Source organism: Acidobacteriota bacterium (genome assembly GCA_040754075.1).
GTDB lineage: Bacteria > Acidobacteriota > Blastocatellia > UBA7656 > UBA7656 > JBFMDH01.
This window is the reverse complement of the sequence record JBFMDH010000026.1, coordinates 12,145-25,065: the sequence shown is the minus strand read 5'-3', so window position 1 is coordinate 25,065 and position 12,921 is coordinate 12,145. Positions and strand designations below refer to the sequence as shown.

Genomic DNA, 12,921 nt, shown 5'->3' with positions numbered 1-12,921 from the left:
CCTTGAATTGATGAAATTAATTTTTAGGAACGTGGCATGACCTTTCATCTGGGAATTCTTGGCGGCGGCAATATCAGCAACACCCACGCGCGCGCCGCTGCGGAAATCGATGGCGCAAAAATTGTCGCCTTCTGCGGGCAAAATCGCGAAAAGGTCAAACAGTTGGCGGAAACTTTTGACGCGGCGGCTTACGAAAATCTCGACCGCTTTCTCAATCACCAACCGATGGATGTGGTGTTGATTGGCTCGCCATCCGGTCTTCATGCCGAACAAGGCATCGCGGCAGCCGGGCGCGGCTTGCACCTGCTGATTGAAAAACCTATCGCGATTACGACTGAACAGACTGACGCCTTAATCGCCGCGTGTGAAAAAGCAAAGGTGAAACTCGGCGTCTTTTTTCAAGATCGCGTCGCGACTGATATTGTGAAACTCAAAGAATGGATTGATGCGGGAAAATTCGGAAAACTTTTTCTCTCAACGGCTCAGGTGAAATGGTTTCGCCCGCCCGAATATTACGGCGATTCACACTGGCGCGGCACCTGGGCGATGGATGGCGGCGGGGCGCTCATGAATCAGGGCATTCATAGCGTCGATTTGCTTTTATGGTTGATGGGGGCGGTCAGCGAAGTTTCCGCAAGAGCGATTACCGCAATCCATGACATTGAGGTCGAAGACACCGTGGTTGCAACTTTGCAGTTTGCAAATGGCGCGATTGGCACTCTGGAAGCTACCACGGCTGCCTATCCCGGCTTTGCCCGGCGACTTGAAATCACCGGTTCACAAGGCACGGTTATTTTAGAAAATCAGGGCATTCGTTCGGCTAATCTGCGCACACCGATTGCGGAATTGATGAGAGAAAATAATTCCGCAGAAGATGAACGCTCAACGTCGCCAACCATTTCAAATACACGCGGGCATCGAATGATTATCGAAGATTTCTTGCGCGCCATTGCCACGAACGGGATGCCTTTATGCGATGGACGACAGGCGCGCCGCAGCGTCGAGTTGATTGAAGCCATCTATCAATCGTCGCGCACCGGACAACCGGTTAAACTTACAGCGGACGAATGAAAAATTCATTGAACGACAATCGGTTCATCACCCATAGAGGGTCGATTATCAGCGGATTAATCCATTAAGTATTGATTTCCGTGACATCAAAGCAGATGATATGCGCGAATGCCGCAGCTTGTAGCATTTCCTGAGAGCGCGCCGAGCGGCAGAAAATCAACAATACAGTAAGGTGAATTTTTACGAAGCGGGGGTAACGTAAATATGAAGACCTTAGCGCTCTGTCTTGCCAACGAGGCAAACGAGTATCAGAAGGCGGTGTGCGAAGACGCGCTGGCAACAGCTAATCGGTTGGGAATCAAATTAGAAATCTATTTTGCCAATGACAAAATTACCGAACAAATCAAACAAATTTACGGATGTTTGCATCGCGACGCTTTCAGCCGCCCGGCGGCGCTTCTCATCATGCCGGTGCGGGTTGGCGCGCTCCATCGGGTGGCGCACGATGTTTTACGCGCCGGTATCGGTTGGATATGTTTAAATCGGCAGATTGACGATTTTGAAAATTTTCGGCAAGCCTATCGTCACCTTCCGACCTGTCTGGTCAGTCCCGATCAACGTGAAATCGGTCATATACAGGGGCGACAATTTTGTGCGCTGTTGCCGGATGGCGGGCACCTCCTTTACGTGCAGGGCGAAGCCACCAACCCATCCGCGCAAGGGCGTATCGAGGGGCTGCGAGAAGTTATTCAAGGAACGAAAATCGAACTGGCGGGAACACTTGATGGCAACTGGTCTACTCAGGATGCGGAACGGGTGATCAGCAGTTGGTTACGCATCGCTCTGTTAGGCAATTCGCAAATCGACCTGATTGGCTGTCAAAATGATGCGATGGCAATCGGCGCGTTAAAAGCATTACAATCGGTTGCCGCGTACCTGGGTCAACCGGAGATTGCCAAAATTCCGGTGACAGGATGCGATGGGGTAGTGCATGTTGGTCAAAAACTGGTACGCGAAGGTGAGCTGGCGGCAACCGTTATCATTCCATCCACCGGCGGGCCAGCAGTCGAATTAATCGCCACAGCCTGGAGTATGGATAAACCGCTTCCGCCACAGATCACTTTGTCATCGCTGTCCTATCCGCCAGAGACGACGCTTGCCGAGCCTGCGCGTTCTCATAAATGACGCAAGGTTCGTCATCATAATTTGCCCAGTGAGTAATCATTTTTTTAGTGAGGTTAAGTTAATGGTCAAAAGTGCAAAAGCCTTTTTGCCGTCGGATCGCTATTTCGATGGTGACCCGCGACAAAAAGAGATTGCTCAATCGTTATACATCCAGGTTGCTGATGCGCCGCTCATCTGTCCGCATGGTCACGTTGACCCGCAAATGTTTGCCGATCCCGATTATGATTTCGGCAGCCCGACGGCGCTGCTTTTGATTCCCGACCACTACGTTTTCCGAATGCTCTATTCGCAAGGCTACACCCTTGAACAGTTGGGCATTCCCACAGTTGATGGCAGCGCCGTTGAAACCGACCATCGCCGCATCTGGCAGATTTTTGCCGACAATTTTTTTCTGTTTCGCGGCACGCCGACAGGCATGTGGCTTACCCATGAACTGAGAGATGTTTTCGGCATTGAAGAAAAACTCACGGGCGCATCGGCGCAGGCAATTTATGACCACATCAGCGCGCAACTCGCAAAACCCGAATTTCGCCCGCGCCGTTTGTTTGAGCGATTCAATATCGAAGTCCTGGCGACTACCGATGCCGCAACCGATGCGTTGGAACATCATCAGGCGATTCGCGCCTCGGGGTGGCGCGGACGCATCGTTCCGACCTTTCGTCCCGATGGCGTCATCAACATTGATCGCCCCGATTGGCTTGCAAATATGCGCGCGCTTGGCGAACTCTGTGGAAAAGAAATCACCGGTGTTCGCGCTTTGATTCAAGCCCTTGAAGCACGCCGGGCTTACTTTAAATCGCTTGGCGCGACCTCGACCGACCACGCGGCGCTTACGCCTTTCACCTGTGAACTCAGCGAAGCGCAAGCCGATGCGATTTTAGCGCGCGCATTGAAAGATGAAGCAACCGATGAAGATGCCAGATGCTTTACCGGTCATATGCTGATTGAGAATGCCCGTATGAGCATCGAAGATGGTCTGGTGATGCAATTTCATCCGGGTTCATATCGCAATCACAATCCGTCAATCTTTGAACGCTTCGGCGCGGACAAAGGCGCGGATATTCCCATCCCTGTCGAATACACGCGAAGTTTATTGCCGCTGTTGAATAAATACGGCAATGATCGGCGGCTCACACTGATTCTGTTCACGCTTGATGAATCAACTTATGGGCGTGAACTTGCGCCGCTTGCCGGGCATTACCCGGCGGTGAAACTCGGTCCTCCGTGGTGGTTTTTCGATAGCTTAAACGGCATGCGTCGTTATAAAGATTATGTAATGGAAACCGCAGGGCTTTATAACACCGTCGGATTCAATGATGACACGCGCGCCTTTCCGTCGATTCCGGCGCGTCACGATTTAGCGCGACGTGTGGATGCCAACTGGCTTGCGGGACTCATCGCGCGCGGCATCATTGATATGAGCGATGCCGAAGACCTGATTCACGACCTGGCTTATCGTCTGGCGAAACGCGCCTACAAGTTTGATTGAACCGGCGATGTTTTCAATTCAACTATGCTTGAAAAATAAAATCGCGCTTTTGCCAAAGTGAAAAATTATTCTCGGATGAAGCGGATTGGACGGATCGGGACAATCTCAACCAATCCGCCTCATCCGCTCAATCCGGGAATAAATTTTAAACATTTACCAATGAGCTTTTGAATTTTACGTTTAGCTTTTCAATGCCCATCGCGCTTTTATCAATTCTCGCCTTACGTTGAAAGGCTCACGCCTAACCTGTAATATGAACTGTCGGCACGGCTGACATTTCACTCATCTCTTAGAACTTTCTGCCGAAACAAAAGCGTACCTTCATCAGAGGTATTAAACTATGTACTGCCCAAGCTGCGGTTCGCAAAATCAGGATGAATTAAAATTCTGCACCCGTTGCGGAACCAATTTAGGAATCGTCTCTGATGCTTTAACTGGCAAGTTCGACGCGCCCGCGAAAATCGATGAACGCTTGGTGCGTTTGCTTAAAAATTATTTTCGCGGTCGTCGCAATGCCGCCATCGGTTTTGCGCTCGGCGTGATTGGCGCAAGCAAACTTGGCATCGCGGCGCTTCTTGATACGCCGGTCAATCTGTTCATGATCATATTCAACAGCGTGTTTGCTTCGCTATTTATTTTCGGCATCGTCTGGATGCTATTGGGGCTTGCGAAGTGGAACAATACGAGCAGCGAACTGCAAGCTTTGGGATTTGATAATCCGCAAGACGCGCTGCCGAAAACCAGGCGCGAGCCAGCCGCATTGCCCGAACCGTCAACGGTGATGGTGGTGAAAAATTTAAATACCGATTTACCTAAAGAAGCGGCGAGCGTCACCGAACAGACAACCCGACAACTCGAAGAAAAAGTTCCTATCCCTCAAAAAATTTCCAATTAAAGAATGCCAAAACGAACAGACATCAAAAAAATCTTAATCATCGGCTCAGGACCTATCGTCATTGGTCAGGCTTGCGAATTCGATTATTCGGGAACCCAGGCTTGCAAAGCCCTCAAGAGCGAAGGCTTCGAGGTCGTGTTAATCAACTCGAATCCCGCGACCATTATGACCGACCCTGAGCTTGCCGATAGAACTTATGTTGAACCGCTCACCCCCGAAGCGGTGCGCGCCTGCATTGAACGCGAGCGACCTGAGGCGATTTTACCGACCGTCGGCGGACAAACGGCTTTGAACATTGCAGTCGCCTTAGCCGAAAACGGCACGCTTGCAGAGTTCAATGTCGAACTCATCGGCGCGAAACTCGATGCCATCAAAATCGCCGAAGACCGCCAGCTTTTCAAAAAAGCGATGGAAGAGATTGGCGTTGCCATGCCGCGTTCGGGCTACGTCAAATCATTAGACGAAGCGCGCGAGTTAATCAGCTTTGTCGGTTTCCCTGCCATCATTCGCCCGTCATTTACGCTTGGTGGTACAGGCGGCGGTATCGCTTACAACGCCGAAGAGTACGAAGAGATTGTCAGTCGCGCTTTGGCGGCGTCACCCTTGCACGAAACCTTGATTGAACAATCAGTCATCGGCTGGAAAGAGTATGAACTCGAAGTGATGCGCGACCTCGCGGACAATGTCGTCATCATCTGTTCGATTGAAAATTTCGACCCGATGGGCATCCACACAGGCGATTCGATTACGGTTGCGCCTGCACAGACACTCACCGACCGCGAATATCAGGTGATGCGTGATGCGGCGCTTAAAATCATTCGCAAAGTCGGCGTCGAAACCGGCGGCTCGAATATTCAATTCGCTTTGAACCCGGCAAACGGCGATATGATTGTCATCGAAATGAACCCGCGCGTGTCGCGTTCATCGGCGCTCGCTTCAAAAGCCACAGGGTTTCCGATTGCCAAGATTGCCGCAAAACTCGCGGTCGGTTATACGCTTGATGAAATCCCCAACGACATCACCCGCAAAACGCCGGCGAGTTTCGAGCCGACGATTGATTATTGTGTGGTGAAGATTCCGAAATGGGCGTTTGAAAAATTCCCGGCGTCCGACCCAACGCTTGGCGTGCAGATGAAATCCGTCGGTGAAGCGATGGCAATCGGGCGCACCTTCAAAGAAGCTTTTCAAAAAGGCTTGCGTTCGCTCGAAGTGCGCGGCGGTTTCCGCGTTCCCGAAGACATTGATGATACAGAGTTGCGTCGTCGTCTGGTGGTGCCCTCGGCTGAACGAATGTATTTCGTATTGCACGCGCTCACCAGAAATTTTTCGATTGATGAAATTCACGAACTCACGAAAATCGACTGCTGGTTTTTAGATAACCTTTCCGAGATTATCGAAACCGAACGCGAACTGGCGACCAAATCACTCGGCACGATTTCAAAAGAAGAGTTGCTTGCCGCTAAACGCATGGGCTTTTCCGACCAGCGACTCGCTACGCTTTTGAAGACCAGCAAAGACGAACCGACGACCGAAAACGATGTGCGCAACAAACGTATACGACTCGGCATTCGCCCGGTCTTCAAACGGGTTGACACCTGCGGCGCGGAGTTTGAGTCTTTTACGCCCTATCTCTATTCGACCTACGAAGAAGAGGACGAAGCGATGGTGTCGTCGCGCAAGAAAGTCATCATTCTCGGTTCGGGTCCGAATCGCATCGGGCAAGGCATCGAATTCGATTATTGCTGTTGTCATGCTTCGTTTGCGCTGGAAGAAGACGGCTTTGAGAGCATCATGGTCAACTGCAACCCTGAGACTGTCTCGACCGATTACGACACTTCGGATCGGTTGTATTTCGAGCCGGTGACTTTTGAAGATGTGATGGAAATCGTGGACGCGGAAAAACCCGACGGGGTGATTGTGCAGTTCGGTGGACAAACACCGCTGAATCTTTCAATGCGACTCTTGGCGGCTGGTGTTCCGATCATCGGCACCTCGCCCGAATCCATTGACCTTGCGGAAGACCGCGAATTATTTGGCAATTTATTAGCAAAACTCGACATTCCGCAACCGCCGAATGGTTACGCGACGTCGATTGATGAAGCGCGCGATGTTGCGGCGGAGATTGGTTATCCGGTGCTGGTGCGTCCAAGCTATGTGCTCGGCGGTCGCGCCATGCAAATCGTTTATGATGAAACCAGTCTCGATAATTACATGACGCACGCCGTTGAAGCTTCGCCCGAACATCCGGTGTTGATTGATTCGTTTTTGGAAAACGCCAGCGAGATAGATGTTGACGCTTTGAGCGACGGCGAGCGCGTGGTGATTGCCGGTATTCAACAACACATCGAAGAGGCGGGCATTCATTCGGGCGATTCAAGTTGCGTGCTGCCGCCGTATGCCGTAAAAGACGAGCATCTCGATGCCATGCGTCGCTACACGCGGGAACTGGCATTAGCGTTGAAAGTTGTCGGACTGGTGAACATTCAATTCGCCATTCACGACGATAAAGTTTATGTGCTTGAAGTCAATCCGCGAGCCTCGCGCACCGTGCCGTTTGTCTCGAAGGCGACGGGGGTGCCGCTTGCGAAGATTGCCGCGAAGCTCATGACCGGGCGTAAACTCTCGGAGTTCAATTTACCGGATGAACTGGCGGTTGAGCGGTTTTATATCAAAGCGCCGGTCTTTCCGTTTGTGAAGTTTCCCGGCGTTGACCCGATTCTAGGACCCGAAATGCGTTCGACGGGCGAAGTGATGGGGGTTGCGGAAAATTTCGGCGGCGCGTATTTGAAAGCGCAGCAGGGCGCGGGAATGAAGTTGCCACGCGAAGGCGCGATTTTCATTTCGGTCAATGACCAGGACAAACGCCATGCCATTGAACTGGCAAAAGAACTCACGGAATTGGGCTTTAAGCTGGTTGCCACGCGCGGCACCCAGAAGTTGATTGAAAGCGCCGGCATCGCCTGTGATTTCGTTTACAAAGTCAACGAAGGTCGCCCGCATATTGCCGATATGATTAAGAGCAAACAGATTCACTTAATCATCAACACGCCTTTAGGGCGGATATCGTTTTACGATGAGCGCGCGATTCGCCGTGCCGCCATGCAATACGGCGTGCCCTGCGTGACGACGATGACCGGGGCGATTGCCACGGTCGCGGCAATCAAATCGCTGCGCGAAGAAAAACTCACGGTGCAAAGTTTGCAGGAATATCACGCGAAGGCTGCCAGTAAATAAGCGAAAACGATTTCACCACAGCCGTTTGATTGGATAGCCGTCGAATGTTATATCGGCGCTGATGATTGGCAGGTTTTCAACGATGGCTTGTGCGATGAGCATTCTGTCGAACGGGTCGCGGTGATGAAACGGTAATGTGGCAACCGTGTGTAAATGCGCTATTTCTATCGGACAAAAATCGAAGCCGTTGTTTGTAATTTGGCTTGGAATTAACCATGAGAAAGGTGTATTCAAATTCAGTTTACCGATGCTGCATTTGATCGCCATTTCCCAAAGACTTGCCGTACTAATAAATTTTTCATTTGCCAAATCTTCAATCAAGCTCCGCGCCGCCGCACTCAGATTAGAACTTCCCATAATGAACCAGATAAAGGTGTGCGTATCAAGTAATAGTTTTATTCCATATACTCTTTGAACTCTTCCAATGGTTCATCAAAATCCTCAGACATTGTGATTAACCCTTTGGCGCTGCCGAATTGCGGACGCGGCTTAGTCTTTGTTAGCGGCACCAGTTTGATTAACGTCTTTTCATCTTTTTCGATGATGACCTCTGCGCCATTTAAAGCCGCTTCGATTAAATCCGGTAAGCGGGTTTTCGCTTCCTCAATGGTCACTTGTTGCATAACCTACAGTCCTTTTGCTTAAAGAAAATTTCTGTGTGATTATAGCAAAGAAAAATCGCCGCGTTGAAATTTCGTCGGGCGATTTCGGGCTGTACACAAATCCTTTTCAACAAATCGAAGGAGACCGCTATGAATTTTCGCCGTGTGGTTTATCTCGCCTTGGCGCTGGCAACTCCGCTGGCGCTTTTCTCAACGTCACAGAGTCAGACGCAGAAAAAGCCAACGACGACGGCAAAACCTGCGGCAAACACCGTGATTTTTGCGGTGAATAAATACGAAGGCGGCAACACCTCGATTGACCCTGTGGTGATGTTGAGCGGCGGGCGATTCATCAATCCGATGGCGAAAGATGATGAAGCGAGTCTCAAAGCCTTCACGACAAAATATCTGCGCGTCGGGCAAAAGTATCGTCTGCTTTTCGGCGGCGCGGAAAACGGTTCCGTCACCGTCAAAGAGCGTTACACCGAATGTATCTGTTTGACCGCAGGCGCAGAAGCGCAAACCACAGCGAAACTCGGCGGCGAGGTGCGCGCTTTGGCGACCACTTCATCAACCCTTGGCGCGAAACAGAGTTCGCGGCGCGCCCCGACCCCGGAAGAGCGCGCCGCGGTGATGAACCTTGCGAAGCAGGCATTCAAACAGAACAAAGTCCCCGCCGGTTTTTTAGCCAACATCACCACTCATAACCTCACCGCCACAGACCTTGATGGCGACGGCAAAGCGGAACTCATCGGCAGCTTTCAAGTGAATGGTTACAAGGACGCGCCGCACGCGCTCTTGTTAATCGTCGAGCCGCAAGCAAACGATTTTAAAATCGGCTTGAGTTGGTTTGCGCAAAACAATGATGAAGAAATGCGGGAATCGCGCCGCTACATTGACCAGTTGGATATTGACGGCGATGGTGTCGGCGAAGTATTTGTTGAGAGCGGCTATTACGAGAGCACCGATTTCACCATTTATAAAAAGGTGAAAGGCGTCTGGCGCAGCGTCTACAAAGGCGGTTTGTATGGCATTTGATTAACCGCTATGGTTTAATGAACGCGCCTTCCCTTTCTTCACAGTTGCTTCTTGAGATGAGTATTTGAAACCAACTGCAATGATTTGCGTGTAATCCCCCGCCGGATAAAAACGAACGCCAACCTGAATTTACCACGGTGGTTTGCGTTCCAATTGTTGTGGTATCATTTTTTTCGCAAAATATTTCCCCCAGATTGACGACCAAAACCGAGCAGGTCTTTCAGTTGGGTTCATTTTGTTAGGTTCAAAACATGGCTGAATATATTTGTCGTTTAGGCACACCGACGGGCGAAGTGATCACCCGCACGATGGAAGCAACCGCAGAGCGCGACCTGCGCCTCAGACTTGAACGTGAAGGCTTTCGCGTCTTTGCTATCTCCTCTTCAAAAGGCAGAACTTTCAATTTATCGTTCGGCTCTGAAAGCGGCGCGAAAAAAATCAAACTCGCGGATTTTCTGCTCTTCAATCAACAACTTTCCGCCCTCTTGCGCGCCGGACTTCCGATTTTGCAAGCCATCGGCATTCTCAGAAAACGTGTGCAAAACGAACGCCTGCGTCTGGTGCTTGAAGATGTCGAAGAAAAGGTTCGCGCCGGGCAGGCTTTATCACAAGCCTTCGCGGCACAGGGCGACGCTTTTCCGCGCATCTACATCGCCTCGATTCTTGCCGGTGAACGCTCAGGCGCGCTTGATGAAGTGTTGCTGCGTTACGTCAAATATCAACAGACCTTGCAGGACGCGCGCCGCAAAATCAAAAAATCGCTTTCGTATCCGATGGTGCTCATCAGCGCCTCCATTATTCTGGTGATGATTCTGGCAACCTATGTCATCCCGAATTTCATGAAGTTGTACGAAGGCAGTAATCAACTGCCTTTTTTAACCATTGCCGTCGTCGATACGGCGCAATTCATTCGCGACAACCTGATCTGGCTGTTGCCAACGATTATCATTTCGATCATTGCCATTTTGATTTGGCGGCGCACACCCAGTGGCAGATATACGGTTGATAAATGGATTTTGAAAACTCCGATTGTCGGTGAAACGGTTCGCCAGATTACCATCGCGCAATTTACCCGCAGTCTCGCGACCCTGCTTGCCGGCGGTATCACGCTGCCCGAATCCGTAGAAATTGCCGGTGAATCAATCACCAACCGGGCGCTCAACAAAGCCAGTCAAGGCGTACTCACAGGCATACGCGAAGGCAAACCGTTTACCGATAGTCTCGAACAATCCGGTTGGGTATCGGAACTCGCGATTGACATGATTGGCGTCGGTGAACGTTCGGGGGCGCTACGTGAAATGCTTGATGAGGTGGCGAATTTTTATGATGCGGAAATTGATGTCAGATTAAACGCCATCACCACATTTATTGAACCCGTCATTCTCGTGGTGATGGGCAGCCTGGTGATGACCATATTGCTGGCGATGTATTTGCCGCTTTTCTACATGATTGGCAGCATGGGTTCGGGCGGCGGACATTAGAAAGAGGTGAATTACCCATTGGCATTGAACCTCTCAATCATTTCAAAGGCTGTTGCGTTGCGGTCAGAGACCGTCTTTCAACAGTTTTCAGAGTATGCTGAGATATTTTTAAATTGACGATTTAATTTTTTAAGGATGTAACTAATGGCAGAAACGATGGAACAAGCAGGCGGCAATGAAACAGCCGCTCCGGTTATGCCACCGCAAGCGAGTGGCAATGGACGCGGCGAAATGTCGCAAGAAGAAATTCTGGCGCGGGAAAAAGCCAAACGCTACCGTCTCAAATATGTCGATTTGCGCGGCGAAGGCGCGGAAGAAATCAATTATCACCTGATTCACGAATTGCCGGTTGATTTGATGGTGCGCCATAGTTTCGTGCCGTTTAAACGCGACGGCGATGTGCTCTATGTCGCCATGGCTGACCCGACGAATTTTGAAGTGATTGATGAAATCGAAGGGCAGTTGAAGGTTCGTTTGAAACCCTCGGTTGCAACCCTCACCGCCATTGAAGACGCCTTGAAACGCGGCGATACTTCTGCGCGAATTTTGCAAGACGCGACCGCAGGGTTTCGCGCCGATGGCATGACGCTGTTAAGAGAGACCGAACAGGGCGAAGAGGTTTTAGACCTTGAAAAACTCACCGGCGAAGATGAAATGTCGCCGATTATCAAACTGGTTTACACCATCGTCTTAAACGCCCTCGAACGCCGCGCCTCTGATATTCATATCGAAACCCGCGATAATGATGTGGTCGTCAAATATCGTATTGACGGCGCGCTCTATCGCGCTGCCGACCCGATTGACATTCAACATCATCAAACCATCATTCAACGCATCAAGGTTATGTCCGAATTGGACATTGCCGAACGCCGCGTGCCCCAAGACGGCAGGTTTAGAATTCTGGTGCGCGGTCGCAAAATCGATTTTCGTGTTTCGATTATGCCGGCAATTCACGGCGAAAACTGCGTCATTCGTATTCTCGACAAAGAACAAATCAACGAATCGTTTCGCGAACTCAATCTCGAAGTCGTCGGCTTTGACCCGCATGATTTACGCAAGTTCCGCAAATTCATTGCCGAGCCTTACGGCATGGTGCTGGTCACCGGTCCCACGGGTTCCGGTAAAACCACGACGCTTTACGGCGCTTTGAATGAAATCAAAAACGATGAAGACAAAATCATCACCATCGAAGACCCTGTCGAATATCAGTTGCAGGGCATCACGCAGATTCCCGTCAATGAAAAGAAAGGCTTAACCTTTGCGCGCGGTTTGCGTTCCATCCTGCGTCACGACCCCGATAAAATCATGGTCGGTGAAATCCGCGATAATGAAACGGCGCAAATCGCCATTCAATCGGCGCTCACCGGTCACCTGGTTTTCACCACGGTTCACGCCAACAATGTTATTGACGTCATCGGGCGATTTTTGAATATGGGGGTTGAACCCTATAACTTCGTTTCCTCTTTGAACTGCGTGCTGGCGCAACGGTTGGTGCGTTTACTGTGCGTGCATTGCAAACGCCGATATAAACCGGCGGATCAGGAACTTTCAGAATCGGGACTCAGTCCCGAACGCTATCGCAATGAACCGTTTTATCAATCGGTGGGTTGCGAAGTCTGCAATTTTACAGGCTATCGCGGCAGAAGCGCGATTCACGAATTGCTCGATGTAACCGACAATATTCGTGAAATTATTCTCGAACGCCGACCGGGTTCGGAAGTGCGCCGCGCCGCCCGCGCCGAAGGTCTAACGTCGCTACGCGAATCGGCATTAGCGAAAGTTTTTGCGGGAAATACCACGCTGCACGAAATCAATCGGGTAACGTTTGTCGAATAAAGCGAAATATTTTGAAACTGTAGGAAATGGCAGCGGTTTAAACCCTTCGGAAGGTCACGAATCGCTTCCGTTCCCGGAGCCAAAACAGCAATCTTTATATTGTCTTATGTACGGACATAGCATAACATAAAGCATCTTCTGTTTAGGTTG

Annotated in this window: 10 protein-coding genes; 8 read left to right on the top strand and 2 right to left on the bottom strand. The window is 50.6% G+C overall.

Annotated elements, in window-relative coordinates; genetic code table 11:
* Nucleotides 1–36: 36 nt before the first annotated feature.
* The 5 genes from AB1757_22975 to carB all read left to right on the top strand — a co-directional run bounded on the left by AB1757_22975 (nt 37) and on the right by carB (nt 7,814).
* Nucleotides 37–1,071, top strand: coding sequence for a Gfo/Idh/MocA family oxidoreductase (locus AB1757_22975; protein MEW6129916.1), 1,035 nt, complete (start codon nt 37–39; stop codon nt 1,069–1,071).
* Nucleotides 1,072–1,275: 204 nt separating this feature from the next.
* Nucleotides 1,276–2,196 (top strand): sugar ABC transporter substrate-binding protein, encoded by a 921-nt coding sequence (locus AB1757_22970; protein ID MEW6129915.1) that lies wholly within the window; start codon nt 1,276–1,278, stop codon nt 2,194–2,196.
* Between the two features lie 61 nt (nt 2,197–2,257).
* The gene (uxaC, locus tag AB1757_22965) at nt 2,258–3,685 is read left to right on the top strand and encodes a glucuronate isomerase (protein MEW6129914.1); all 1,428 of its coding nucleotides are present in this window, start codon (nt 2,258–2,260) and stop codon (nt 3,683–3,685) included.
* Between the two features lie 340 nt (nt 3,686–4,025).
* A complete protein-coding gene (locus tag AB1757_22960; GenBank protein MEW6129913.1) occupies nt 4,026–4,580 on the top strand; it encodes a zinc ribbon domain-containing protein in 555 nt (184 codons plus the stop codon).
* Between the two features lie 3 nt (nt 4,581–4,583).
* Nucleotides 4,584–7,814 carry a carbamoyl-phosphate synthase large subunit gene (gene carB / locus AB1757_22955; GenBank protein ID MEW6129912.1) on the top strand — a complete coding sequence of 1,077 codons (3,231 nt, stop codon included), beginning with the start codon at nt 4,584–4,586 and terminating at the stop codon, nt 7,812–7,814.
* Between the two features lie 12 nt (nt 7,815–7,826).
* Here the strand turns inward: carB and AB1757_22950 are convergent, their stop codons facing one another.
* Both AB1757_22950 and AB1757_22945 read right to left on the bottom strand, forming a co-directional pair.
* Complete coding sequence (locus AB1757_22950) at nt 7,827–8,213, bottom strand: type II toxin-antitoxin system VapC family toxin (protein MEW6129911.1); 387 nt, start codon at nt 8,211–8,213, stop codon at nt 7,827–7,829.
* Nucleotides 8,210–8,437 (bottom strand): DUF2281 domain-containing protein, encoded by a 228-nt coding sequence (locus tag AB1757_22945; protein ID MEW6129910.1) that lies wholly within the window; start codon nt 8,435–8,437, stop codon nt 8,210–8,212. The genes AB1757_22950 and AB1757_22945 overlap by 4 nt, the downstream gene beginning before the upstream one ends.
* A 129-nt stretch (nt 8,438–8,566) precedes the next feature.
* Between AB1757_22945 and AB1757_22940 the strand changes: the two genes are divergently transcribed.
* The 3 genes from AB1757_22940 (at nt 8,567) to AB1757_22930 (ending at nt 12,771) form a co-directional block, all read left to right on the top strand.
* Nucleotides 8,567–9,454 carry a hypothetical protein gene (locus AB1757_22940; GenBank protein ID MEW6129909.1) on the top strand — a complete coding sequence of 296 codons (888 nt, stop codon included), beginning with the start codon at nt 8,567–8,569 and terminating at the stop codon, nt 9,452–9,454.
* Nucleotides 9,455–9,705: 251 nt separating this feature from the next.
* Entirely contained in the window at nt 9,706–10,935 is a 1,230-nt protein-coding gene (locus tag AB1757_22935; protein MEW6129908.1) for a type II secretion system F family protein, read from the top strand.
* Nucleotides 10,936–11,166: 231 nt separating this feature from the next.
* On the top strand, nt 11,167–12,771 hold the full coding sequence (locus AB1757_22930; protein ID MEW6129907.1) for a GspE/PulE family protein: 1,605 nt from the start codon (nt 11,167–11,169) through the stop codon (nt 12,769–12,771).
* The last annotated feature ends 150 nt before the right edge of the window (nt 12,772–12,921 follow it).